Raw genomic sequence first — 24932 nt, forward strand, 5'->3', positions numbered from 1 at the left:
GTGGTGGTCCCTCGCCGCCTCGCTCCGGACACCACCGCTTCGCCGGCTGTCCGCCCTCCTTTCCCCGGGGCGCCCGGGGCCGGAAGCGCTGCCGGAGGGCTGCCCCCGGGTGCCGACGGGATGCCGGCAGCCCCTGTCAGGGCTTCGGGATCTCTGACCGGTGCGGGGCATCACGGGTTGGTCGGTCCGGACCGGTCAGCCAGTGATGGACTGCGAGAGCGGTGGTACGGGCGTGCTCCTCCAGCACGGTGAAATGGTCCCCGGGTACGACGACTTCGGCGTGCGGCAGGCTCCAGGCCGGGGCGGGCTCCGCGCCGGGCAGCGGGTCCCGGGCCCGTACGAAGAGCGTGGGGGAGGCGAGCGGTGAGGGCTCCCAGCCGGCGAAGAGCTCGAAGTACCCGGCCATGGCGGTGAGCCGGCCCGGGTCGGCCGAGGGGAACTCCGCCGCCCGGCGCAGCATGTCCGACGTCATCGCGGAGAGCGCCTGCCCACGGTCGTCGCCGCTGCCGGGATAGGTGTCCACCAGAACGACGGCGAGCGGGGCGGAGCCCTCGGCCTCCAGGCGCTCGGCCACGGCCTGGGCCACCCAGCCACCGGCCGAGCGGCCCAGCAGGACCGACGGCCCGTCACCCGCGACCGCGCGGACGGCGGCGGCCTGGGCGGTGACGAGGGCGTCCAGCGTGGCCGGCAGCGCCTCCCCGGGCCCGAACCCCGGATGCCGCACCGCCGAGACCGGCCGCAGGCCCCGCAGCCCGACGCCGAAGCGCGCGTACTCCTGGGGGCCCGAGAGCGCGCTGAGGGCCGGGAAGCAGATCAGCCGGGGTCCCGCGCCGCCCGGTGCGAGCGTGACGGGTTCGAGCGCCGCGCCGGGCGCCCCGGCGCTGTCGAAGACCGGACGGAGGCGTGCGGCGAGGGTGAGCAGCGCCATGCCGTCCCACGTCCGCCCCCGGTCGCAGGCGGTACGGAAGAGCGTACTCAGGGAATCCGGAGCACCCCCGGCGTCCGGGGCGTCCCCGGCCCGCACCGGGGCCTGCGGCGAGCCGGCCGTCCCCGGACCGCCGGAAGCCCCGCCGTCCGCCGGACGACCGGAGCCGCCCGGACGGCCGACGGCATCCGGCCGTCCGGGGACGCCGGGGGAGCCGGAAGGAACCGCCTCCCGGTCGTACCGCTCCGCCAGCTCGGCGGCGACCGCACGCGGGGTCGGGAAGTCGAACAGCAGCGTGGGCGGCAGCGCCAGCCCCGTTGACGCCACGAGCAGGTTGCGCAGATCGACCGCGGCCAGGGAGTCGAGCCCCAGGTCGGCCAGCAGGTCGTCCCCGTCGATCGCGCCCGCGCCTTCCGGGTGACCCAGTACCGAGGCCGCCAGGGCCCGCACCTCCGTGAGCAGCAACCCGCCCCGCTCGTCCGGGGAAGCGGCCGCCAGCCGTCGGCCGAACGGAACCCCGCCCCCACCGCCCGCGCCCGCCGCGACGGGAACGGGAGCCCGGGACCGGTCCGCCGTCGGATCGCCACCGCCCAGGGCGGCCGGATCGAGGCGGGCCGCCACCACCACCGGTTCGTCACCGGTCACGGCCGCGTCGAAGAGGGCCAGGCCCTCGTCCTCCTCCAACGGGCCGAGACCCGAGCGGGCCATCCGTCGCAGGTCCGCGTCGGTGAGGTGCGCCGTCATGCCCCCGCTCTGCCGCCAGGGACCCCAGACGATCGACGTACCGGGCAGACCGAGCCGCTTCCGGTGCCGCGCCAGGGCGTCCAGCACGCAGTTGGCAGCCGCGTAGTTGGCCTGACCGGCGGAGCCGAAGGCACCCGCCACCGAGGAGAACAGCGCGAACATCGCCAGGTCGCGCCCCCGGGTCAGCTCGTGCAGGGCGAGGGCGGCGTCCGCCTTGGGCCGCAGCACCCGCTCCAGACGGCCGGCGGTGAGCGACGGGACGATGCCGTCGTCCAGCACCCCCGCGGTGTGCACCACACCGGTCAGCGGACGGTCCGCCGGCACCGAGTCGAGCAGGGCGGCGAGCGCGGCCCGGTCCGCGACGTCGCACGCCCGGACGGTCACCTCGGCGCCCGACTCGCCCAGTTCCGCGACGAGTTCACCCACCCCCGGTGCGTCCGGCCCGCGTCGGCCGACGAGCAGCAGGCGCCGGACGCCGTGGGCGGTGACCAGGTGCCGTGCCACCAGCATGCCCAGGGAACCGGTGCCGCCGGTGACCAGGACGGTCCCCTCCGGATCGAGCCCCCGCTGGGGCCGCCGTTCCTCCGTGGCCCCGGCCACCCGTACCAGCTTCGGTACGTACGCCGTTCCCCGTCGCACGACCGTCTCCGGTGCCGCGGCGGCCAGCAGGGCGGGGAGGAGGCGCACGGAGCCGGGGTGGTCGTCCATGTCGACCAGGGCGAACCGGCCCGGATTCTCCCGCAGGGCCGAACGGACCAAACCCCACACCGGTGCGTGGGCCGGTACGGGAACGCCTCCGCCGGAATCCCCGGAACGGGTGCCGCCGCCAAGCGGACCGCCGTCAGCCGAACCGCCGTCGTCCGGGGCGACGGCGCCGGAGGTGACGAGGACCAGACGGGAGTTCGCAGGGCGCGGTTCGGCGAGCCACTCCCGCACCAGCTTCAGTGCCCAGCCCGCCGCCCACCGCGTCTGCGCAGCCGGGTCCTGCGCCTCACGGGTCGTCTCCGGCGGCGGGCACGGTGCGACGAGAACGGCCGGTGACGCGCCGTCCGACGCCGGGTCGGCGCACACGGGAACGCCGGAGCCCCGAGGCGCGAGCACATCCACCAGCGGTGCGCCCGCCGCGCCCAGGACGCCCCACGGGGGCACCGCCACGGGGACGGGCGACTCGGGCAGCGGCACCCAGTCCATCCGGTGGAGGACTCCGGTGACCGGGCCCGCCGTTCCCGGTCCGGTGCGCGGAAGCGGCCGGAGCGTCAGCGAACGCACCGCGGCCACCGGTGCGCCCGCCGTATCGGTCAGCTCCACCCCGGCCCGTCCGTCCGGTCCGGGCGTGATCCTCACCCGCAGCCGCCGCGCGCCGGCGGTGAGCAGGCGGACCCCGTCGAAGGCGAACGGCAGGGACACCCCGCCACCGCCCGTCCCGCCCGGCCCGGTACGGTCCGCTGCGCGGCCGTCGAGGGCCAGGGCATGCAGCGCCGCGTCGAGCAGCGCGGGGTGCAGGGCGAATCCCGGAGCACCGGCCTCCGGCAGCGGGGCCCCGGCGGCCTCGGGCAGCGCGACCTCGGCGTACAGCTCCTCCCCGAGCCGCCAGGCGGCGCGCAGGCCCCGGAAGGCGGGACCGTAACTCAGCCCGTTCCCGGCCAGCCGCTCGTACGGATCGCCGGCGTGCAGCGGCACCGCGCCCGACGGCGGCCAGGGCGCGGCCCCGGCCGCGGTCGCGGCCGCTCCGCGGTCCGCCGGCCGCTGCTCCGGCACGAGCGTCCCGGAGGCGTGCCGCTGCCAGGGCCGGTCACCGGCCGGCGTGTGCGGCCGGGCGTGGAAGAGCACGGTCCGCCGTCCCGCGCCGTCCGGCCCCGACACCTTCACCTGCAGCTCGACCGTGCCGTCCGCGGGCAGCGACAGCGGCGCGGTCAGGGCGAGTCCGTCCAGGACGGGCGCGTCCGCCGACGCGCCGGCGTGCAGGGCCATCTCCACGAAGGCGGCCGCCGGCAGCAGTACCGCGCCCGCCACCACGTGGTCGGTCAGCCAGGGCTGGTCGTGCGCCGAGAGCAGCCCGCCCAGCAGCAGCCCGTCGTCGTCGGCCGTCGCGGTGCGGGACGACAGCAGCGGATGGGCCGCAGTGCCCGGCGGGGGAGTGGACCGATGCCGCGGAGTGGCGTCGAGCCAGTACCGGCGGCGCTGGAAGGCGTACGTGGGCAGGGTGACCCGCCGCCCGCCGCGTCCGGCGAAGACGGCCCGCCAGTCGACGGGCACGCCATGGGTGTGCAACGCGGCCACGGTGTCGAGCAGGGCGTCCGCCTCCGGCCGCGCCCCGCGCAGGGTCGGCAGGACCAGCGGCGTCGGGGTCCGCTCACCGCCGGACGTTCCGTCCGTGCCCGGGCCCGCCGGAGCCGTTCCGGTCGCGGCGAGGCAGCTCCGGACCAGCCCGGCGAGCACCCCGTCCGGGCCCAGCTCGACGTAGTGCGCCGCGCCCCGGTCCTGGAGGTACGCCACCGAATCGGCGAAGCGGACCGGGCGGCGGACGTGCTCCACCCAGAACTCCGGTGAGCTCAGCTCCTCCTCGGTGGCAGCCCGGCCGGACACGGCGCTGACCAGGGGAATCCGCGGCGCGGTGAAGGAGAGGCGCCGCACCGCGTCCGCGAAGTCGGCCAGCATGGGTTCCATCCGCGCGGAGTGGAAGGCGTGGCTCACCCGCAGTGGCGTCGTGGACCGGCCCCGTTCCCGGAAGTACGCGACGGTCTCCCGCACCGCGGCCTCGTCCCCGGAGACGACCACGGAGGCGGGCCCGTTGACGGCGGCGATCTCCACCGCACGCCCCGTCCCGGCGAGTCGGGCGGCCGCTTCGGCCACCTCGTCCGCGTCGGCGGCCACGGCGGCCATCGCACCGCCCGCGGGCAGCGCGTCCATCAGCCGGCCCCGGGCCGCCACCAGGGTGCAGGCGTCCGCGAGGGACAGCACACCGGCGACATGCGCCGCGGTCACCTCGCCCACCGAGTGCCCGGCCACCAGGTCCGGGCGTACGCCCCAGGCCTCGAGCAGCCGGAACAGGGCGGTCTCCAGGGCGAAGAGCGCCGGCTGCGCGAACCGGGTCGTGTGCAGGAGCGCGCCCGTCTCCGTGCCGGGGCCGGCGAACACGACGTCCCGCAGAGGCACCGGCAGCAGCGGGTCGAGCAGGGAGCAGGTCTCGTCGAACGACCGGGCGAAGCTCGGATGCAGTTCCCGGGACCCGTACAACTCGCGTCCCATGCCCACGCGTTGGCTGCCCTGGCCGGTGAAGAGCAGGGCCAGCGGGCCCTGGTGGCGGGACGTGCCCGTCCGCACCCCGGGCCGGCTTCCGCCCTCCGCCACCGCCCGCAGGCAGGCGAGCAGTTCCGTACGGTCCCGGGCCACCACCACGGCCCGGTGCTCGAAGACCGTGCGGGTGGTGGCGAGCGAGTACCCGATGTCCACCGGGGCCGCGTCCGGGTCGGCGGCCACCCGGTCGTACAGCCGCCGCGCCTGGGCCCGCAGCCCCGGCCCGCTCCTCGCCGACACCGCAACGACCACGGACGCCGGCACCGCCCCGCCGTCGACGCGGCCGCTCCCGGCCCCGTCGTCCGCCACGGAAACCGGCGGCGGGGTACCCCGATCCGCCGGGGCCTCCTCCAGCACCACGTGGGCGTTGGTGCCGCTGATGCCGAAGGAGGACACCCCCGCCCGGCGCGGGCGGTCCGTCCTCGGCCACTCCACCTCCCGGGTCAGCAGTGCCAATCGTCCCGACGACCAGTCGACCCGGCCGGTCGGTTCGTCGGCGTGCAGCGTACGCGGCAGCACGCCGTGCGCCATCGCCTGCACGGTCTTGATCACGCCCGCCACCCCGGCGGCGGCCTGGGTGTGACCGATGTTCGACTTCACCGAGCCCAGCCAGAGCGGACGCTCCCGCTCCTGACCCCCGTACGTCGCCAGGAACGCCTCCGCCTCGATGACATCGCCCAGCCGGGTGCCGGTGCCGTGCGCCTCCACCGCGTCGATGTCCCCGGGGGCCAGCCCCGCGTCCGCGAGGGCCTGCCGGATCACCCGCTGCTGCGCCGGGCCGTGCGGTGCCGTCAGACCGTTGCTCGCCCCGTCCTGGTTCACCGCCGACCCGCGCACCACGGCCAGCACCGGAAGCCCGGCGCGGCGCGCCTCGGACAACCGGCTCAGCAACAGCATGCCGGCGCCCTCCGCCCACCCCGTGCCGTCGGCGGACGCGCCGAACGCCTTGCAGCGGCCGTCCGGGGCCAGCGCCCGCTGCCGGCTGAACTCCACGAACGACGAGGGCCCCGACATCACCGTGACCCCGCCGGCCAGCGCGAAGGAGCACTCGCTCCGGCGCAGCGCCTGGGCCGCCAGGTGCAGGGCCACCAGGGACGACGAGCACGCCGTGTCCACCGTGACGGCCGGCCCCTCCAGACCGAAGGCGTAGGAGATACGGCCCGAGGCGACGCTCCCGGCGCTGCCGATGCCGAGGTAGCCCTCGACGTGCTCGGGCACCTCCGTGAGGCGGCCGGCGTAGTCGCTGTACATCAGCCCGACGTACACCCCGGTCGACGAGCCGCGCAGGCTGCGGGGAACGAGACCGGCGCGCTCGAAGGCCTCCCACGCCACCTCGAGCAGCAGCCGGTGCTGCGGGTCCATGGCCAGGGCCTCGCGGGGGGAGATGCCGAAGAAGCCGGGGTCGAAGCGGTCCGCACCGGAGAGGAAGCCGCCCTCACGCACATACGTCCGGCCGGGCCGCCCGGGGTCCGGGTCGTACAGCTCCTCCGTGTCCCAGCCCCGGTCCGTGGGGAACGGACCGATGGCGTCCGTCCCCTCGGCCACCAGCCGCCACAGCTCCTCCGGGGAGGTCACGCCCCCGGGATAGCGGCAGGCCATCCCCACGATCACCACGGGGTCGCCGTCCGACCGGGCCGCGCCCCGGTGCGCGGTCCCGGCGCCGGACGGTGCGGCGGCGCTCCGCGAGCGGAGGTGGGCGGCGAGCGCGGCGGCCGTGGGGAAGTCGAAGGCGACGGCCTCGGAGAGGGGCAGGCCGGTCACCGCCGACAACCGCTCCCGCAGCACCGTCGCCGCCAGCGAGTCCATGCCCAGGTCCCGGAGCGCCGTCCCGGGCTCCACGGCCTCCGCCGTACAGCCGAGCACGGCCGCCGCCTCGTTCCGCACCAGGGCCAGCAGGTCCGTCGACTCCCCGGCCGCCCCCGTGCCCAGCGTCCGCGCGGGCCGGTCGGCGAGGGCATGCCGCCGCACCTTCCCGGAGGCGGTACGGGGAATGTCCTCCACCTCGTACAGCTCGGCGGGCACCTTGGAGGCGGACAGTTCCGCACGACAGGCGGCGAGGACCGCCCCCCTGTCCAGCACGCCGCCCGGCTCGGGGACCAGGTAGCCGACCGGCACCTCGCCGAAGGCGGGGTGCGGACGTCCGGCCACGGCGGCGTCCGCCACCCCGGGCAGCCGCCGCAGCACCGCCTCCACCTCCGAGGGGTGGACGTTCGCCCCGCCCCGGATGATCAGCTCACTCACCCGGCCGGTGATCACGAGTTCGCCCGAGGCCTCGATCCTGGCCAGGTCGCCGGTGCGGAACCAGCCGTCGCGCAACACCTCGGCGGTGGCCTCCGGCCTGCCGTGGTAGCCGGCCATGACCCCGGGCCCGCTCACCCACAACTCGCCCTCGCCGGCGTCCTGTCCGTCCGCGCCACCGCCGACCCGGACCCGGGTGCCGGGCAGCACCCGGCCGCACGACCCGGCCTCCGGGGTGCCTCCCGGTGCCGCCATGGTGACCGGACCCGCCTCGGTACTGCCGTAGTGCTCCAGGTAGGGGACCCGGCAGATCGCCTCGAAGGACCTCCGGAACTCGGGCCCCGCCGAAGCGCCCCCGCTGATGCAGCCCCGCAGCGCGGGCGTCCCGAGCCCGCCGCCGTCCCCGCCGCCCTCCTCGCTCCGGACCGCGTCGAGCAGGGCCGAGTACGTCGTCGGCACCCCGCCGAGGAGGGTGTAGGGAGCGTCCGTGCGGCGCAGTTCGCCGAGCACCTCCGTCACCGAGAACCGGGGCGGGAGCACGGCGCTCGCACCGGTCGCGGTCACCCCGAGGACGCAGACCACCTGGCTCATGGCGTGGTGGAGGGGCAACGGCCACAGCACCCGGTCCCGTTCCGACAGGCCGAGGACGCCGACGAGGCCTGCCGCGACCGGCGCGAGGCGGTTGCGCTGGGTGGACAGCACTCCCTTGGGGGTCCCGGAGGACCCGGAGGTGTAGAGCAGCCACGCCGTCTCGTCCAGCCCGAGATCGTCCCGGGCGGACGTCCCCGGCTCCGTACGCGCCAGCTCCTCGTAGCGCGGAACCCCGCCCGCCGCTCCGGAGTCCCCGGACGGGGGAGCGTCCCCGTCCTCCTCACCGCCCTCGGCCACCACCACGATCAGCCCGGGACGGGACAGCAGCCCCCGCCGACGCGTCAGCCGGGCCTCGTCGGTGATGAGCACGCGCGCACCGCAGTCGTCCAGCAGACGGGCCAGCTCCGCCTCCGAGCTCCCGGGATCCAGCGGCACGCCCACCCCGCTCGCCCGGGTGACGGCGAGCAGGCTCTCGACCGCCTCCACGCGGTTGCCGAGCAGGACGGCCACCCGTTCGCCCCGGGCCAGGCCGAGCCCCGCCATGTGGCCGGCCAGCCGTCCGGTCCTGCGTTCCAGGTCCCGGTAGGTCCGCCGCGTACGGCGGTCCTGGAAGGCGACCTTCTCCCCGAAGCGCCGGGCGTGTTCCCGGAGCGACTCCGGCAGCGGCCTGATGGTGTTCGTGTCTGCACCCACTCGTTCCAACCCTCCCGTGAACCCCTGGAGAAGATGGTGGCGCGGTTCACCCGGTTCCCTGTGGCGGCGGCGCCGCCCGGTACCGGGACGGCCGGAGCCCGTAGTGGCGGTCACCCGCGCGGTGACGACGAGCACGGTGCGGCGTTCGGCGCGGTCTCCGAGGCCGAGGGGCTGGGGGTGACCTTGAGCGCCCCGCGGGCTCCTCGGAGGAACGCCCACTGCGAGAGGACCATCGGCGGCGTCCGCCGTGAGGCCCTCGGCCATGTCCTGATCGTGGACGAGGCCCACACCCGCGCCGCGTCCTGGCGGCTTGCCGACGGCACTGCGACGCGCACCGCCCTTGCCGGTCCCGGCAGCAGCCACCCCCTGACGCCCGGAACCAGTCCGACGCCGCGGTGCACGACCCCGACACCCGCCGAGTGCCGCGGACCCGGATCCCGGGCGGCCTGGTCAACGAGTGCAGGCACGCGGCGTGACGTGCGGCGACAACTTCTCGAGCAGCACACGGTAGGCTGCGGCGGTGCGCACGGTCGAGCTTCTGTTGGACGAGGCGGCGGAGCTGGCGGTTCGGGAGGCCTGGCGGCGGCTCGCGGACGCGGGGCTGCCCAGCCAGGCGCGCCACCGCTCACCGACCAACAGCCCGCACCTCACCCTGGCCGCCTGCCCCGAGCTGACCACCCCGATCCGCTGGGAGCTCGCCGAGGTGGCCGCCGCCCTGCCGCTGCCGGTGCGGTTCACCGGCGTGGTCCGCTTCGAGAGGCCCACCTCGGTGCTGGCCTGGGCGCTGGATCTCGACTCCGCGCTGGCCGGCCTGCACCGCCGGGTGTGGGAGGCGGTGGCCTCGGACAGCCCGCCCGAGTCCCTCAGCCCGTTCCACGAACCCGGGCGCTGGAGCCCGCACGTCACCCTCGGCCGTACCCGGCGGGCAGGTGCCTTCGCCGGCCGGCGCATCCCCGAACTGCTGCCGGCACCACCGCTGTCGGTCCGGCTCGTCACCCTGCGCAGCTACGACACCGAGACCGGTGCCCTGGAGGTGCTGGAGCCCCGCCCCTGAGACGCCCCGGCGCCAATCGGCCGGCGCCCCCGCCGAAGCGGTGGCCCGGCGGCCGGCGGCACCGTCCGCAACGCCCCTGCCGCCACAGCACTCCCTGATCCGGTCGTCCTGCCCCGGCCTGCAGGTCGGCGATCCGGGTCTCCCACGCCCACGTGCCGTACCGCCGCCGTACGGACGCGGGCGTCCGCACGACCGGGCCACGGAGCGACCTCGGGCTCGGTGGGTGGCGGGCTCCAGGAAGGAGGACCGGGGCCGGGCTCCTGCCGGTACGGGGCCGGTCCCAGTCCGCGATCTCCCGCTCGTCGGACCAGCGCAAGCCGGCCCGGACGACGTCGGCCGGTTGCACGGGCTTCGCGTGACGCGCTGCTGGTTGCGCCGCCACCGCGGTCATTTCAGGGGGTCGTGCCCCCAGTTCATCAGGGAGTGGCGCCAGGGGGTGTCTGTCACGTCTCCGTCGGGACGCTGCTTGATGTGCCGGTGGACGTAGCCGACGACCTTGCGCATGTGAGCGATGTCGTCGTCGCTCAGGTCGTCCTTCTTGGTGGAGAGCAGGTCGATGATGCGCCGTCCGGAGGCGTGGCCCACGCTTTCTCCGCCGTCACTCTGCCCGACGCTCTTCGACTCGTCGGTGTCCAGCCACTTCTTCAGTTCACCGGGGGTCATGTTGACCGCGTCGTTGAAATCCTTCCGGACGCTGTCCCGGTCGTCGTCCTGCTGTTTGGCTGCGGTCATGAGTTCCTGCCCCTCTTGCGCAGGGCGCCGGGCTTGTGCACGGCGGAGCGGCCGGACCGGTCGCTCTCCACTTCGTACTGCGGGTCGTCCCCGGAGGCGTCCACGGGGCGTCCGGCCGCCCGGGTCCTCTCGGTGATCTTCTTCTTGATCTTTCCCGTGACGCTCTGGCCGTGGCTCTTCCACGAGACCTTGTCGCCTTTTTTCAGGCCGTCCTTCTTCGGCACAACGTGCTCCTTCCGTCGGACACGGAGCTGTATGAGGAGCCGCGCCCTTCACACGGGGAAGGGAAGCCTGCGCAGGTGATCATGTGGAGGCGGACATGTGAGGGCACGGCGAGTGCGCGGTCGGTTTGCGTGTCCTGATCGCCCGCGGAGGTCCGCCCGCCGGAAAGCCGTCCCGCAGACACCAGGAGGGACCGTACGCTTCCCAGACTCGTGCAGCTTGTCGTATCGCGCACCCGCTGTGCCAGTCGTGGGAGGTGACTCGCCCGGGGGCGGGTCGCTGATCAGGCGACGAATGCCGCGGGCGGTGTCAGCGCGTGGTGCCGTTGACGTACTCGTACAGTGCCTGGCCGGGGCGCAGAGCGGGGCGGTCGTCTTCGAGGTGGAAGTCGCCGAAGCCGAGCACGGTGACCGTCTCGCCCTGCCTGAGGCCTTCGGCGATGGCCCCGGCGTACTCCACTGTGCCGAACAGGGCGTCGAGCACGCGTTCCACCTCGTCCGGTGGCAGCTGCGCACCGGTGTGCGCTGTCTTCGTCGCCGTCGCCTCGATCAGTGCATTCTTGTCCATGAAAGATCTTCCGCCTTCCGGAGTCGCACGGTTGCAGACAGGGGCTGTCAGACGCTGCCGCGCCGGGCGCCGGTCTCTTGCCCGCGGGTTTCGAGGAAGTGCTCGAAACCCTCGAGGTCACCGGTGACCTGCTCGCGGACGAGGCCCGGCTTGTCGCCGACCGTTTCGGCCGGCCCGTCGGGGTCGAAGTCCATCTGTAGCACCACTTCGGTCCGCGTGCCGTCCAGGCGGTGGGAGGTGACCACGCCGGCCTGCTCGGCCTCGCCGCCGACCGCGGTCCGGGCGAACCGCTCGTCCGGGATCCGCTCGGTGATCTGCGCGTCGAACTCCCGCTCGACCCCGCCGACGGAGGTGGCCCGGTGGGTGAGCGTCTGCGTGCGCTGCTCGATCCGTTCGACGCCCATGGGCTTCGGGAACGACTCGAACCGCGTCCACCGGTCGTGGGCGGTGTTCACCGGCACGTGAACCTCGATCGACTCTTCGACCTGCGCCATGGTGTACACCCCTCGTCCGCTGGGAGGGGGACGTGCTGGTTGCGGCAGCCCTTACGGGTCCATGCCCGTACCGCCGGGGTACCCGCGCCCGGGTGCGCCATGACCACCCGGGCGGGTCAGCCCCCGCGAGGCCGCGCGGGCAGGTCCTCGGGGCCGCCTCGTGCCGGCGGTGCCGCCCACCCGGATGACGGAGCGGTTCGTTTCGTTTCGCGGACCCGCAGACGGGGGCACAGCCGAAGGCATGGGTGACTACGACGACTCGATCACGGTGGACGTTCCGCCGGAGCGGCTGTTCTCCTACCTCGCCGACGTGCAGAACCTGCCCGCCTACATGCCCCGCCTGACCTCCGCCCGGCCCCACGACGGTGACCGGGTCACCGTCACCGCGCACATCGACCCCGCCGACGCGCCTGAGCAGGACGTCGAGAGCGAGGCCTGGATCCACGTCGTTGAGGACGGCAAGAGTCTGGAGTGGGGGGCACCGGGCCCGCACGACTACCGCGGGCGCCTGCACGTCGCGGCCGGTGACAGTCCCGGCATCAGCCGGCTCACCGTCGAACTGCACACCGAGAGCACCGAAGGCGACCAGGTCGACCACGGCCTGCAGGAAGCGCTGAGCGGCATCAAGACCGCCGTGGAACGCGCGGAGCGCTGACGCCTTCGGCAGCCCCACAGCCCGGCTGCGGCGTGCTGGACGAGGGCGGTGCCTGCTGCGGGTGGCCGCCCCACCGCGACGGGGCCGGGAAGGGTTCGCACGGTTCGTCCGTCCCGGTCGCGGAAGCGGGCGCGCTGTGATCGTCGAGAATCCGCACGAGTCCGGCACCGGGGCGGAGCACGTGGAGTCCGCCGTGCGCGGGTGAGGCGAGGCGGTCCGTCAGGTACGCGCACCACGTGGCACCCGGCCTTCACCGGGCGCAACGTGCTCGGGCGGATGCCGTCGCACTCGTCGTGGCGAAGCGTCGAGGCCGGCCGGGCAGCCGGCGGGGAAGGCCCTACGGTTCGGTGCGTCGGAGCCGGCCGCGTGCACACCGGGAGCACGCACGAAGAGCGGCACCACCTCGTCGGCCGACGCGAGCGCGGCGCGCAGCGGCGGATGGTCGTGCGGACACAGATCCGAGGTGAACAGGACGACCGCGACGGTCACGCTGGTGCTCCTGACGGGGTGGTGCGCTGTGGACCCGGTTCCTACCGGCGCTGTCCTCCCCCGTGGCGCGACGGGTGGATGCGGCCGGTACCCGACGGGGCCCGGCGGGCGCTCAGGCCCTTCGCGGCGGCCTGGGTGATGTTGCGGGCCATGCCGCCGAACACGACGGCGTGGAAGGGCGAGACGGCCCACCAGTAGGCGTGGCCGAGCAGACCTCGTGGGTGGAACAGGGCGCGCTGCCGGTAGCGGGTACGGCCCTCGTCGTCCGTCTCGGCGCACATCTCCAGCCACGCGAGGCCGGGCAACCGCATCTCGGCGCGCAACCGCAGCAGATGGCCCGGCTCGATCTCCTCGACGCGCCAGAAGTCCAACGAGTCGCCGACCCGCAGGCGCTCGGCGTCGCGTCGCCCGCGGCGCAGGCCGACGCCGCCGACGAAGCGGTCCAGCCAGCCCCGCACCGCCCAGGCCAGCGGGAAGGAGTACCAGCCGTTGTCTCCGCCGATGCCCTCGATCACCTTCCACAGCGACTGCCGGGAGGCGTCGACCGTCAGCTGCCGCTCGTCCTGGTAGAGGCTGCCGCCGGCCCAGTCCGGATCGGTGGGCAGGGGGTCGCTGGGCGCACCCGGGACGGCGGCGGACGACCAGCGGGTGGCGACCTGAGCCTCCCGAACCCGCCGCAGGGCCAGGGACAGCGCCTCGTCGAAGGGCAGCGGCCGGCCCGGAGGATCGGGTACGTACCGGGCGATGTCGTGTTCGTGACAGACCACTTCGTGGCGCAGCGACTCGGTCAACGGCCGGGCGATGGAGGCGGGCACCGGGGTGACGAGTCCGACCCAGTGGCTGGACAGGCGCGGGGTGAGCACCGGTACGGGCACGATCATCCGGTGGCGAAGTCCGGCGACTGCGGCGTACCGGTCCATCATGTCCCGGTAGGTCAGGACGTCAGGCCCGCCGATGTCGAACGTCCGGTCCACGTCGTCCGGCATGACGGCCGAGCCGACGAGGTAGCGCAGCACGTCCCGTACACCGATGGGCTGCGTGCGGGTGTGCACCCATCTGGGCGTGACCATGACGGGCAGCCGCTCGGTCAGATAGCGCAGCATCTCGAACGACGCCGAACCCGAGCCGATGACGACCGCCGCCCGCAGCACGGTGGCGGGGACGGGGGAGTCGAGGAAGACGCGTCCCACCTCGGCCCTGGAGCGCAGGTGCGGTGAGAGGGATTCCTCGGGCACGTTCCGGGGCGTGAGCCCGCCCAGGTAGACGATCCGCCGCACTCCTGCGGCGTGCGCCTGCTCGGCGAAGACCCGGGCCGCCCGGCGATCGGTGTCCTCGAAACCGGAACCGGTGCCGAGAGCGTGCACCAGGTAGTACGCGACATCGATCCCGCGCAGGGCGGCGGCGACCGATTCGGCGTCCGTGACGTCCCCCCGGACGGTCTCGGCATCGGCTGCCCAGGGATGGTCGCGGAGTTTGCCGGGGGAGCGGGCCAGGCACCGGACTCGGTGGCCGGCCTCCAGCAGTTCGGGGACCAGACGGCCCCCTACGTAGCCGGACGCCCCGGTCACCAGGCAGTGCAGGCGCTCTGGGGCCGGCTGTCCGTCCATACCCATGGTCGCTTCCTTCCGGTGCGCGTTCCGTACCGCCCCTTCCCTTCGATCATGGCCGTAACAGCGTGACCGCGCCCGTCGCGGCGACGCGGCCGACGGCCGTCACGAGGAGGCGGGGCCCTCCCGGCTCCGGCGCCACCTCGATCAGGGACCCGCGCCGCGGCACCGGCTCACGCGGGTCCGCCCGCATCCCGACCACGGCCGTCGTGCCGCTGTTCGGCGGGGCCGCCTGCCGTCCCGCCTCCAGCACCGCCGGTACGGGCGACCGGACCGGTCGGCCGGCGGACAGAACCGGGCGCCCGGGGCACCGAGACGGGTTCGAGCGGTTTCCGGTTCGCCGTCGTCCGGCACGCGTGCCCCGGGGCCGCTGCCGCTGACGGGTGGACTCCGTCGTGATCGGCGGGCGGTGCGGCACGTCGGTGACCGTGGGCTCGCCGAGCGGATGGAAGCGGGACCACCGGCATCGGGCCCTGATGCGACGGGGTCCAGAGGACGCAGGGACACGACGGGCAGCGAAGGGGCGGCCCCCAGCCCGGGATCCCGCCGGTGCGGCGGAGCTTCGGGGCCTTCGGCACCCGCCACCGCTGCCGGGCGTCGACGCAGCGGCCCGGCCGCGCGGCCGTCCCCGTGGGCCCCGCCCGTCATCACACCGTGCATGCGCGCCTCCCGCCGAAGATGTCACGCGGCCCCCGAGCTCATCAGTCCTCACGGGAAACGCTTCGGGAGCGGCCCCGCCCGCGGATGCGGGACGCACCCGGGACCGGCCCGGTCAACCGGATGCAGGACCAGGGTCGCGGGCGGCCCGGTCGGCCTGCCCGCCGGCGCCGAGCAGCCCCGTGGCCTCGAAGGGCTCCACGGCGTCGAGACGGGGCAGTTCCCGTCGCGAGAGCAGGGTGACCACGGGTGGCATCGCCGCGCGCACCAGCTGGGTCGACCGCAGCCAGCGGGGCACGTAGACGGTCGGCCGGCGCCGTTCGATCGCGTCGACCAGTCGTCTCGCCACGTACGCCGCGGGATACACCCGCCGCGCCGGCGGCGGCATGTGTCCCCGCAGCTCCCGCAGCACCGCGTGCGCGTCGGCGTCCCGGACCATGTCGGTGTCCGTCCAGTTGATGTAGGCGATGCCCACCCCCACGTGACGGTGGGCCACTTCCGCCCGCAGGGAGTGGGCGAAGGACTCGACGCCCGCCTTCGACGCGCAGTAGGCGCTCATCATCGGCGCGGCACCGATGGACGCGAGCGACGCGACCTGGAGGAAGTAGCCGCGGGTGCCGAACAGGTCCTTCATGAAGGTCCGGGCGGTGGTGGCGCTGCCCAGCAGGTTCACCTCGATCACCCGGCGCCAGACCGCGGGGTCCGACTCGGCGAACGGGCCGCCCTCGGCGACTCCCGCGTTGGCGATCACGATGGAAGGAGGCCCGAGCCGCGCACGGACGTCCGCTCCCACCCGGGCCATGCGCCGGTCGTCCGTGACATCGACCTCCCAGCACTCGCAGTCCCCCTGCAGGGAGTCCCTCACACGAGCCAGAGTGCGCTCCTCACGGCCCAGCAGCGCCACCTTCGCGCCCCGGCCGGCCAGATCCCTGACCGTGGCCTCCCCCAGACCGCGCGCCGCGCCGGTCACGACGGCGGTCCGACCGTGCAGTGGGCTCCGTGCGACCCGCATGGAACGGCTCCTCTCCGTGATTCCGAGATGCCGAAGGCCCGGCCCACGCTAGACGCGGGCCGGGCCTTCGGCACGTCGGCCGCAGCTACGCCGAGTGCTGCTCGGCGGGCTGCTCCGGCCCCACCGGACGGCCGCCGCCGCGGGCCAGGGCACTGGGCCACCAGATCCGGGGCCCGATGTCGATCACGAGCGCGGGTACCAGCAGCGAGCGGACCACGAGCGTGTCGAGCAGTACTCCGAACGCCACGATGAAGGCGATCTGCACCAGGAACGCCAACGGGATGACCATCAGGGCCGCGAACGTGGCGGCCAGCACCACACCCGCGGAGGTGATCACCCCGCCGGTCGTGGTCAGTCCGCGCAGCACGCCCTGCCGCGAGCCGTGCACGAGCGCTTCCTCACGCACCCGGGACATCAGGAAGATGTTGTAGTCGACGCCGAGAGCCACCAGGAACACGAATCCGTACAGCGGGACGGACGCGTCCGTCCCGCCGAACCCGAGGAGATGCTCGAACACGAGCGCCGAGACTCCCAGCGTCGCCAGGAAGTTGAGCGCGACCGTCGCCACGAGCAGCACCGGCACGAAGAGCGAGCGCAGCAGGAGGACCAGGATCAGCAGGATGATGACGAGCACGACGGGAACGATCACCGTACGGTCATGAGCGGCGGTCTGCTGGGTGTCGTACTGCTGCGCCGTGTACCCGCCGACCAGGGCGTCGGCCCCCGGGACGTCGTGCACGTTCTCGCGCAACCGCTCGATGGTCTCCTTGGCCGCGTCGCTGTCCGCCGCCGCGTCCAGCGTGGCGTCGACGAGGACACGCCCGTCGGCGACCTGCGGCTCACCGGTCCCCGGCCGTCCCGAGGCGGAGACCGCGCCCGCCGACGCCACGCCCTCGGTGTCCTTCGCGGCGGTCGTCACCGCGTCGGCACGATCGGCGTCGGCGATGATGACGGCAGGGTTTCCCGACCCGCCGGGGAAGTGCTCGCTGATCGTCTCCTGGGCTGCGACGGAGGGAGCGTCGTTCACGAAGATCTCGTCGAGCGGGACGCCCTTGGCGGACAGCGTGGGAGAGAAGGCCGCGAGGGCCGCGAGGGCGAGCCCGGTCACGACCCAGGTCAGGCGCGGACGTGCGTCCACTCGCGCGGCGACTCGACGCCACACCGCGTGGCCCTCCGCGGAGGCGTCCGACGGCTTCGGGCGGGAGGGCCAGTAGGCGGTACGGCCCAGCAGGGCCAGCACGGCCGGCAGGAAGGTGAGCGTGGTGAGGACGGCGCACACGATGCCGATGGCGCCCACCGGTCCGAGGGCACGGTTGTTCGTGAGGTCACTGGCGAGCAGGGCCAGCAGCCCGAGCGCCACAGTGGCGGCGCTTGCGGTGATGGCGCCGAACGAGCGCCGCACCGCCGCCACGGCGGCCGCGGCCCGGTCCCCGCGCGCGGCGAGCTCCTCGCGGAAGCGGGCGGCCAGCAGCAGGGCGTAGTCGGTCGCCGCGCCGATCACCAGGATGGACAGGATGCCCTGCACCTGGCCGTCGACGCGGACCACGTCCCGCTCCGCCAACGCGTAGACCACGGCACAGGCCAGTCCCAGGGCGAAGACGGAGCCGAGGATGATCAGGAACGGCAGCAGGACGCTGCGATAGACGAGCAGGAGGATCACCAGCACGGCGGCGAGCGCCACACCCAGCAGCAGGCCGTCGATGCCCGCGAACGCGTCCGACAGATCCGCCTGGCTCGCCGCCGGGCCGGCGATCTGCGCCTCGCTGTCCGGAACGTTCTGCGCCGCCGCACGGACCTCGTCGAGGACTGCGGGCAGCTCTTCGCCCAGGTCGGGCTCGAGTTGGACGACGGCCTGGAGAGCCCGGCCGTCGTCGGAGAGCAGGGCGGGTGACGGCCGGCCGACGACACCGGTGCTTCCGACGAGCGTGCCGACGGAGTCGGTGGCGGCAGCCCGCTGTGCCTCGGTGACCCGGTTCCCGTCCGCCGTCCAGACCACGATCGCCGGCAGCGTCTCGGACTGGTCGAACGCCTCACGGGCCTCGAGCACCTTCGTGGACTCGGCGCTCTGCGGCAGGAACGCGGCCTGGTCGTTGGTGGCCACCTCGCCCAGCTTGCCCGCGTACGGTCCGAGCGTTCCGCCCACCCCCAGCCAGACCAGCAGCAGGACGAGGGGTACGAGCCATCGGGCCCAGGACGGTGCGGTTCTCATGAGCATCCCAGCAGTGGAGGAAGTGAGTCGACGAGTAAATATCTCAATCGTTGAGTTACTTTATAGTAGAGCCATGAGTGGCTCATCCACCCCTCCGGTACCCCTTCCGGGAGACGACCCGACGGGGTTGAAGTCGTTCGCCGTCCTGCTGCGCCGGATGAACGGTGAGTTCAACCGCGTCGCCCGCGAGTTCGCCCAGGCACAGGGTCTGCACCCCACCGACGTCCAGGCCCTGGTCGCGGTCCTGGACGCCGATCCGGACGGTACGGGCGAGCTCATGACCCCCGGCCGGCTGAGCGGACAGCTCAACCTCACGTCGGGTGCGGTCACCGCGTGCGTCGACAGGCTGGAGAGGGCCGGGCACATCCGCCGGGTCAGGGCAGCCGACGACCGTCGTGTGGTCCATCTGTGCTTCGCGGAGGCAGCCAGGGGACTGATCAGGGACTGCTTCCGGCCGCTTGCGCGAGGCACCGATCTCGCACGGGGCCGCTTCACGCCCGAGGAGCTCACGGTGATCGTCCGGTTCCTCGCGGAGACGAACCGGGAGCGGGTCCTGTCGCGCCGCGACCGGGGCTGAGGTTCCCCGGCCGGGCGGCGCCGTCCGTGACCGGCTGACCCCGGCGAAACAGCGGCATGGGGCCGCGAGACGAACTCCCTGTCGACCACCATCTCGTGACCGTCTACGGCTACGGCACCGGATCTCCTTGTCCAGCCGCTCCCGCGGGTCGTTCGACCACCTCTTCGGCAAGGCCGAACGCCCACGCTGTGCCGGCGTGTTCAGCAACGCGGGCGAGTACGCATCCGCCGACCGCCCCGTTCTGCGGTGGGCCGGGACGAACCGGAAGTGAGCGGGGGCTCAGGAGCGGAGCCACAGGCGGATCGCGGTGACGGTCACCGTGCCGTGGAAGACGCAAGCCCTTCCGTCGAATCGAGTGGCCGCGGCGCGGAAGCCTTCGAGGGCGTCGATCGCCCGTTCGGCCTCGCCCCAGCACTGCGTCGGGACGCTGCCGGCATACGATGCCTTCGATGAGCCGGATGTGACGGCCGAACTCGTCGAGTGCCGTGTCGCCCGGTCTGTCGACGCCCGCCGTGAGCAGCGGCACCGCACGGTATGCGCACCACAGCCTCGAGACCCTCCGGACCGGAACAGGGCCTGAGGTGGACGCAGTCAGGGTCGATGTTCCCGTTCGCAGCGGCGTTCAGGCCGGCGGCCTGCCCGCTGTGCAGCAGGAAGTCCGGTGCGGCCACCAGCCGGTAGTCGGTGCGCATGACCCGGGTCATGGCGAAAGGCCATGCCCGCGCGGATGTCGTCATGGTCACGCCCTGTTCGAGAGTCGGGAGCCAGGATGCGCGCGCTCGAAGTCCGCGAGGAGCGGCTCGAGTGCTTCGACGAGGTGCTTCATGGCTTCCCGGTTGCCGGCGATCTTCTCCGCTTGGGCTCGATGCCTGGTCCGGTCGGTCTCCAGGCGACCCTCGTACACGTTGAGCCGCGCGTCGGCCCAGACGCTGAGGCTGTCGAGGGTGCCCCCGCCCAGCCCTGCGAGCACCGATCGGGTGGCGGTGCGCTCGAGCAGCACCTTCTTCGCCGCGGGGAGCAGGCCGGCGGCGTGCCGGAGTCTGGCAGGGAGGCGACCGCGGTGCTCCAGTTCCTTGTCCGGAGGGGGTCGGGCAGGAGTCGTGAGGCCTGCCCGAAAAGGTCGGGCAGCACCGCGGCGAAAGGGATCTCGACGTTGAGCGGGTGCGGTTTCGCCCCGGAACGTGTCCGGGACGTGGTGAGGCGGCGGTGAACGGGGTGAAGGCGGCCAGGAGCGTCCGGCCGCCCGGACGGGGACGACCAGCGGCGAGCACGGCGGCAGCCCCGACCACCAAGGCCCTCTCGGCGTCGCTGAACACGTTGGTCACACGGAAGACCGGCCTCGCCGGTCAACCGGAGACCACTCATGTCGATCTTGTGCAGCTTTGCGGTCGACAGCATGAAACCCGGACGAGGCCGACCATCTCGCTGCGTGGCACCCGCCGACTCCGTGATAGCACGGGGTGAGCAGACAGAAAGGGCCTACGACCTCATGGGTATCTTCAGCCGCCGCCAGACAGCCGTCATCGAACCGACGCCGGCTGCCGGTACCAGCACGCCCACTGCGGAGGCCTGGAGCACCGGTGTCGCGCTGGATCCTGCACTGCGAGCGCTGACCGGGAGGTGGACCATCGACCGCCCGCACAGCCGCATCGGGTTCTCCGTCCGGCACGCGATGGTGACGACGGTGCGGGGGGCCTTCACCGACTACGACAGCACGCTGTACTTCGACGGAGCGCGGCCCTCCGAGTCGAGGGCCGAACTGGTCATCCGGGTCGCCAGCGTCGACACGGGCGTGGAACAACGGGACGCGCACCTCATCGGCGCCGACTTCTTCGACGTGCGGCGCTACCCGGAGATGGTGTTCCGCAGCACCTCCACCGTCCACGAGGGCGGGGAGAGCTTCCGCATGACGGGAGACCTGACCATCCGTGACGTCACCCGGCCCGTCGACCTGCAACTCGACTACCTCGGCTCGGTCCTCGATCCGTTCGGGTACGAACGGGCCGGCTTCGACGGCACCACCACCATCGACCGCACCGAATGGGGCCTGGTCTACAACCAGCGCCTCAAGAACGGCGGCGCCATGGTGAGCGAGAAGGTCCGGTTGCAGTTCGACATCTCCGCGATCCGGTCCACGTCCTAGCTCCCCAGGAGACGTGTTCGCCCGAGGAATCCCGCGGACCACCGTCATGGCGATCGCGGCGCACCGAGCCGCGATCTGCCGGTCCGCGCCGCCGCCCTCGGTGCCGACGAGTGGGTTCCTCGTGGGGAGCCGGTTGCCGACGGGCGGCCGTGATGTGCCCCGGATGCGAGGAGTTCGAGGACCTCGCACCGGAACCCGGCCGGGTAACCGCGGGGCACGGAAGCCTCCTTGAGTGTCTGGAGCCTCAGCTGTCCAGCAAGGTGACTGCATTGGAACCGGGGCGCGTCACAGCCTCCACCAATTGCGGAGCGGTTCATTCCGGGGTGGCCGCGGTGGGCCGGCCGGTTCGGCTTGCGGCGAGATGTTCGCGCACCGGCACACGCCGTCCGTGGCCCGGAGCCGTGGCCTTCGCGCCCGACTCGCGGGGGAGTGCGGTCCGGCACGGATGAGGCGGTGACCGGTGGTGGAGGCGTCCGCCAGGATCTGGACGCGGCCGTCGAGGAACGCACCGGCCGCGGCGTGCAGGTCATGGGTCCTCCTGCCGGTCGCCGGGTTGCGGGTCCGGTGCGGCGTTCGCCGACGAACCCGCAGGGGACCGCGTGGTCGTGGTGCCGTCCGTTGCTGGTGGTGCACGGCCGAGAGTGCCACTGCCTGCCGGACGTGCTCAGACAGGGGCGTGGGACTTCTCGGACCCCGCATCGGCGGGTGCAGTGGCCGGTGCCGAGGCAGTGGACCTGCGGATGAGGCGGCGGGCCAGCGGTTCGGTGTAGCGGGCGGTGAGCGGGCCGACGATGACGAGGATCAGGACGTAGGCGGTGGCCAGCGGGCCGATGCGGGGCTCGACGCCGACGGCGAGTCCGGCGATGACGATGGAGAACTCGCCGCGGGCGACCAGGGTGCCGCCGGCCCGCCAGCGACCTGCTCCCTGGATTCCGGCGCGGCGTGCGGCGTACCAGCCGGTGGCGACCTTGGTCAGGGCGGTGGCGACGGCGAGCAGGAGGGCGGGGACGAGGACGGGCGGGATGTCGGCGGGGTCGGTGGACAGGCCGAAGAAGACGAAGAAGACGGCGGCGAACAGGTCCCGCAGCGGGGTGAGGAGGTTGCTGGCGCCTTCGGCGACCTCACCGGACACGGCGATCCCGACGAGGAAGGCGCCGACGGCGGCCGAGACCTGGAGTTCCTGGGCGATGCCGGCGACGAGGAGGGTGAGTCCGAGGACGACCAGCAGGAGCATCTCCGCGTTGTCGGAGGAGACCGCGCGGCTGATCAGCCGTCCGTGGCGCAGTGCGATGTAGAGGACGGCGCCGACCGTGCCCAGGGAGATCAGCAGGGTGACGGCGCCGCCGGCCAGGCTGACGCCTGCGAGCAGGGCGGTGAGGATCGGCAGGTAGAGGGCCATGGCGAGGTCCTCGATGACGAGGACGCCGAGGACGACGGGGGTCTCGCGGTTGCCGAGCCGGCGCAGGTCGCCGAGAACCTTGGCGATCACCCCGGAGGAGGAGATCCAGGTGACGCCCGCCAGCGCGACGGCGGCCACCGGCCCCCATCCCAGGATCAGCGCGGCGACGGCGCCCGGTACGGCGTTGAGCACGAAGTCGACCGCGCCGGAGGGGTACTGGGTCTTGAGGTTGGCGACGAGTTCGGAGGCGCTGTACTCCAGGCCGAGCAGGAGCAGCAGCAGGATGACGCCGATCTCGGCGCCGGTGGCGGTGAACTCCTCACTGGCGCTGAGCGGGAGGATGCCGCCGTGGCCGAAGGCGAGTCCGGCCAGCAGGTAGAGGGGGACGGGCGAGAAGCCCATACGGCCGGCGAGGCGTCCCAGCAGGCCCAGGGCGAGGATGATGGCCCCGAGCTCGATGAGCATGGCGGTGGTGTTGTGCACGGGCGTCTGTCCTCCGGTTCGGCGACGGCGTCTGTGCCTTCGTGGTCACGGGCGGCAAGCGGGCGCTGCCGATGAGGTCGGCCATGGGGCCGGGCGTACGGGAACGCTCGGTCAGGTCGAGCGAGACACGACCGAGCCGGTCTCGGAGTGGGTGCGGGCGGCCGGTCAGGGGGTGGTCGGCGTCCGGCCATCCGGCCGGGCGGCAGTGCCGCAGGCGGCTTCGGCTCGCCCACCGTGTGTGCGTCGGACCGGGAGATCAGACGCCGAGAACAGCACTGCCCGAGTCGGGGACGCTGTCACGAGCCGCGTTGTCGATACGCACAGTCCTGACAGCCGTGACGGGCGCACGGCAGGAAGTCCCGGTAGCGGGCAGGTCAACGGCCTGGACCATTCGATCCATGTCACGTCCCCCCGTCGCACCCAGATCCAGATTCCGTCACAAGGACAAGCTCCACAGATTGAGCAATCGACTGCTCAATGGAGCGTCACGGCTCGGTAAAGAATTCTAGCGCACGACAAAGGGCGCATAGCTTGCATGCCGCTCCATATGAGCGGCAAAGGGGCCGGAGATCGCGGCGATCCAGCGACCCTCTTCCCACCGGACGGCGGCGGTGAGGCGCGGGAGGCGCCGGCCTCGGCGGCCACGGGGGAGACCGGACGGCTGTGACAGCGTTCGACGAGCCTTCGGCGTCCCTCGATGTTCAGGGGCGTTCGCGTGCGTCACTGGAGCGCCTCGGCACTTCGGCCGGCCGTGACCACGGTGCGGAGAGGGAACGCGATGAGCAGTGTGATCGCAACCAGGAACCCGCTCGCCCACAGCGGCCCGAGGTTCCCGGCCGGGGTACTGAGGGTGGCCGCGGCGATGAGGGGGCCGGCGGCGGCGCCGACGTTGAGTGCCGCGGTCGCATACGACCCGGCCATGGTGGGGGCTCCCGCGGCCTCGTAGAGGACCCGGGTGATCAGGGTGCTGCCCAGCGCGAACGACAGGGCGCCCTGCACGAACACGAGGACGAGCAGGGCGAGCGGCTCGTCGGCCAGCACCGCCAGGGCCGGCCAGCCGATGAGCAGCAGCGGGCCGCCGACTGCGAGGACCAGACCGGGACGCTGGTCGGACAGCCGGCCGGCGACGGTGACCCCGGCGAAGGAACCGGCGCCGAAGAGCACCAGAACGACAGAGATCCACAACTCGCCCAGCCCGGCGGTGCCGGTCACGACGGGGGCGAGGAAGGTGAAGCTTCCGAACGTGGCCGCGTTCACCAGCGCGCCGAGCAGCATCACCAGCATCAGCGGTGGCCTGGTGAGCCGGGCGAGCTCCGCTCGCAAGGCCGGCCCGCCAGTCGCCTCTTCCTCCACGGGCCCCGCCGGGATCGCCTTCAGGATGCCGAGAGCGGCAGGCAGGCAGAGAGCGGCGACGGCCCAGAACGCGGCCCGCCAGCCGAGGACCGTGCCGAGTACCGACCCGCCGGGGACACCGGCGACCGTGGCCACCGTCGTGCCCGACAGCAGCACGGCCAGCGCACGCCCCTTCCTGCCGGGTGAGACCAGCATGGCGGCAGTCGTCAGGGCGACGGCGAGGAACCCCGCGTTCGCGAGCGCGGCGACGACCCGGGTGGCGAACAGGACCGGGAAGCTGGTGGTGAGGGCGCCCACGGCGTGAGCTGCCGCGAAAGCGAGGATGAACCCCAGGAGGCTGGAGCGCCTGGGCCAGTTGCGGGCAAGCGCGGCCACCAGGGGAGCACCGACGACCATGCCGAGAGCGAAGGCCGAGGTGAGCGCGCCCGCCGTCCCGACGGTGACGTCGAGATCCGAGGCGATGTCCGGCAACAGACCGGCGAGCATGAACTCCGAGGTGCCCATGGCGAAGACCGCCATGGCAAGCAGATACAGCGGGAGAGGCATCGAGTGGCTCCGAGGTGAGGAGAGGCACGAGAAGGTCATCTCGTCACCGCGGCCGGCCCCGAAGGCACACTCGCCCGGCCGCAGGACGCGGCGCGACGACAGGGCTACGAGCTCAGTGGTCCAGGGGGCTGACGGCGTGACCGAAAGCCCCCACCTCGTCCGACTCAGGACTCGACATGGCCCGCACGGTACCCGACCGATGCCCGTCGAGGCACCCCGGTTTCACCGGCACCGGCCCGTGTCAC

At 73.5% G+C, this 24932-nt stretch carries 15 protein-coding genes and 2 pseudogenes; 4 read left to right on the forward strand and 13 right to left on the reverse strand.

Annotated elements, in window-relative coordinates; all coding sequences use genetic code 11:
* Positions 1–136: 136 nt before the first annotated feature.
* Positions 137–8488 carry a type I polyketide synthase gene (locus FHS37_RS16040; protein ID WP_229889863.1) on the reverse strand — a complete coding sequence of 2784 codons (8352 nt, stop codon included), beginning with the start codon at positions 8486–8488 and terminating at the stop codon, positions 137–139.
* A gap of 520 nt (positions 8489–9008) precedes the next feature.
* Between FHS37_RS16040 and FHS37_RS16045 the strand changes: the two genes are divergently transcribed.
* Positions 9009–9542 (forward strand): 2'-5' RNA ligase family protein, encoded by a 534-nt coding sequence (locus FHS37_RS16045; RefSeq protein ID WP_184821669.1) that lies wholly within the window; start codon positions 9009–9011, stop codon positions 9540–9542.
* Between the two features lie 387 nt (positions 9543–9929).
* Here the strand turns inward: FHS37_RS16045 and FHS37_RS16050 are convergent, their stop codons facing one another.
* From FHS37_RS16050 to FHS37_RS16065, 4 genes are all read right to left on the reverse strand, one after another.
* Complete coding sequence (locus FHS37_RS16050; RefSeq protein WP_184821671.1) at positions 9930–10274, reverse strand: DUF3140 domain-containing protein; 345 nt, start codon at positions 10272–10274, stop codon at positions 9930–9932.
* Complete coding sequence (locus tag FHS37_RS16055; protein ID WP_184821673.1) at positions 10271–10498, reverse strand: hypervirulence associated TUDOR domain-containing protein; 228 nt, start codon at positions 10496–10498, stop codon at positions 10271–10273. Before FHS37_RS16055 ends, FHS37_RS16050 begins: the two co-directional genes overlap by 4 nt.
* Before the next feature lie 307 nt (positions 10499–10805).
* A complete protein-coding gene (locus tag FHS37_RS16060) occupies positions 10806–11063 on the reverse strand; it encodes an HU family DNA-binding protein (RefSeq protein WP_184821675.1) in 258 nt (85 codons plus the stop codon).
* Between the two features lie 47 nt (positions 11064–11110).
* Positions 11111–11557 carry an SRPBCC family protein gene (locus FHS37_RS16065; RefSeq protein WP_184821677.1) on the reverse strand — a complete coding sequence of 149 codons (447 nt, stop codon included), beginning with the start codon at positions 11555–11557 and terminating at the stop codon, positions 11111–11113.
* 241 nt (positions 11558–11798) lie between these two features.
* Between FHS37_RS16065 and FHS37_RS16070 the strand changes: the two genes are divergently transcribed.
* Positions 11799–12212, forward strand: coding sequence for an SRPBCC family protein (locus tag FHS37_RS16070; protein ID WP_184821679.1), 414 nt, complete (start codon positions 11799–11801; stop codon positions 12210–12212).
* A gap of 291 nt (positions 12213–12503) precedes the next feature.
* Here FHS37_RS16070 and FHS37_RS16075 read toward each other — a convergent pair.
* From FHS37_RS16075 to FHS37_RS16090, 4 genes and pseudogenes are all read right to left on the reverse strand, one after another.
* A pseudogene (locus FHS37_RS16075) lies at positions 12504–12701 on the reverse strand (deoxyribodipyrimidine photo-lyase); the annotation flags it as partial.
* A 41-nt stretch (positions 12702–12742) separates the two neighbouring features.
* A complete protein-coding gene (locus FHS37_RS16080; protein ID WP_184821681.1) occupies positions 12743–14314 on the reverse strand; it encodes an SDR family oxidoreductase in 1572 nt (523 codons plus the stop codon).
* Between the two features lie 766 nt (positions 14315–15080).
* Entirely contained in the window at positions 15081–15977 is an 897-nt protein-coding gene (locus tag FHS37_RS16085) for an SDR family oxidoreductase (RefSeq protein ID WP_184821683.1), read from the reverse strand.
* 85 nt (positions 15978–16062) lie between these two features.
* Complete coding sequence (locus FHS37_RS16090; RefSeq protein ID WP_184822148.1) at positions 16063–18186, reverse strand: MMPL family transporter; 2124 nt, start codon at positions 18184–18186, stop codon at positions 16063–16065.
* A gap of 73 nt (positions 18187–18259) precedes the next feature.
* Here FHS37_RS16090 and FHS37_RS16095 point away from each other — a divergent pair, with 73 nt between their 5' ends.
* Positions 18260–18763: a MarR family winged helix-turn-helix transcriptional regulator gene (locus tag FHS37_RS16095; protein WP_184821685.1), complete on the forward strand. Its 504-nt coding sequence runs from the start codon at positions 18260–18262 to the stop codon at positions 18761–18763.
* Positions 18764–19042: 279 nt separating this feature from the next.
* On the opposite strand, the pseudogene FHS37_RS16100 reads toward FHS37_RS16095, so the two are convergent.
* Positions 19043–19168 (reverse strand): annotated as a pseudogene (locus FHS37_RS16100) (IS5/IS1182 family transposase); the annotation flags it as partial.
* Positions 19169–19502: 334 nt separating this feature from the next.
* Positions 19503–19763: a hypothetical protein gene (locus FHS37_RS16105; protein ID WP_184821687.1), complete on the reverse strand. Its 261-nt coding sequence runs from the start codon at positions 19761–19763 to the stop codon at positions 19503–19505.
* A gap of 489 nt (positions 19764–20252) precedes the next feature.
* Between FHS37_RS16105 and FHS37_RS16110 the strand changes: the two genes are divergently transcribed.
* A complete protein-coding gene (locus FHS37_RS16110; protein WP_184821689.1) occupies positions 20253–20906 on the forward strand; it encodes a YceI family protein in 654 nt (217 codons plus the stop codon).
* A 664-nt stretch (positions 20907–21570) separates the two neighbouring features.
* On the opposite strand, the gene FHS37_RS16115 is transcribed toward FHS37_RS16110, so the two are convergent.
* Both FHS37_RS16115 and FHS37_RS16120 read right to left on the reverse strand, forming a co-directional pair.
* Positions 21571–22788, reverse strand: coding sequence for a cation:proton antiporter (locus FHS37_RS16115; RefSeq protein WP_184821691.1), 1218 nt, complete (start codon positions 22786–22788; stop codon positions 21571–21573).
* 720 nt (positions 22789–23508) lie between these two features.
* Positions 23509–24687, reverse strand: a complete 1179-nt coding sequence (locus FHS37_RS16120) for a Cmx/CmrA family chloramphenicol efflux MFS transporter (protein ID WP_184821693.1) — start codon at positions 24685–24687, stop codon at positions 23509–23511.
* Positions 24688–24932: the final 245 nt, after the last annotated feature.

It is taken from the genome of Streptomyces griseomycini (assembly GCF_014203535.1).
In the GTDB taxonomy this organism is placed as follows: Bacteria; Actinomycetota; Actinomycetes; order Streptomycetales; family Streptomycetaceae; genus Streptomyces; species Streptomyces griseomycini.

Bases quoted from the DNA above. Each gene is read 5' to 3' on its own strand.
- FHS37_RS16050 (WP_184821671.1), bottom strand. From the start codon at position 10,274: ATGACCGCAGCCAAACAGCAGGACGACGACCGGGACAGCGTCCGGAAG.
- FHS37_RS16060 (WP_184821675.1), bottom strand. From the start codon at position 11,063: ATGGACAAGAATGCACTGATCGAGGCGACGGCGACGAAGACAGCGCAC.
- FHS37_RS16065 (WP_184821677.1), bottom strand. From the start codon at position 11,557: ATGGCGCAGGTCGAAGAGTCGATCGAGGTTCACGTGCCGGTGAACACC.
- FHS37_RS16070 (WP_184821679.1), top strand. From the start codon at position 11,799: ATGGGTGACTACGACGACTCGATCACGGTGGACGTTCCGCCGGAGCGG.
- FHS37_RS16080 (WP_184821681.1), bottom strand. From the start codon at position 14,314: ATGGGTATGGACGGACAGCCGGCCCCAGAGCGCCTGCACTGCCTGGTG.
- FHS37_RS16085 (WP_184821683.1), bottom strand. From the start codon at position 15,977: ATGCGGGTCGCACGGAGCCCACTGCACGGTCGGACCGCCGTCGTGACC.
- FHS37_RS16090 (WP_184822148.1), bottom strand. From the start codon at position 18,186: ATGAGAACCGCACCGTCCTGGGCCCGATGGCTCGTACCCCTCGTCCTG.
- FHS37_RS16095 (WP_184821685.1), top strand. From the start codon at position 18,260: ATGAGTGGCTCATCCACCCCTCCGGTACCCCTTCCGGGAGACGACCCG.
- FHS37_RS16110 (WP_184821689.1), top strand. From the start codon at position 20,253: ATGGGTATCTTCAGCCGCCGCCAGACAGCCGTCATCGAACCGACGCCG.
- FHS37_RS16120 (WP_184821693.1), bottom strand. From the start codon at position 24,687: ATGCCTCTCCCGCTGTATCTGCTTGCCATGGCGGTCTTCGCCATGGGC.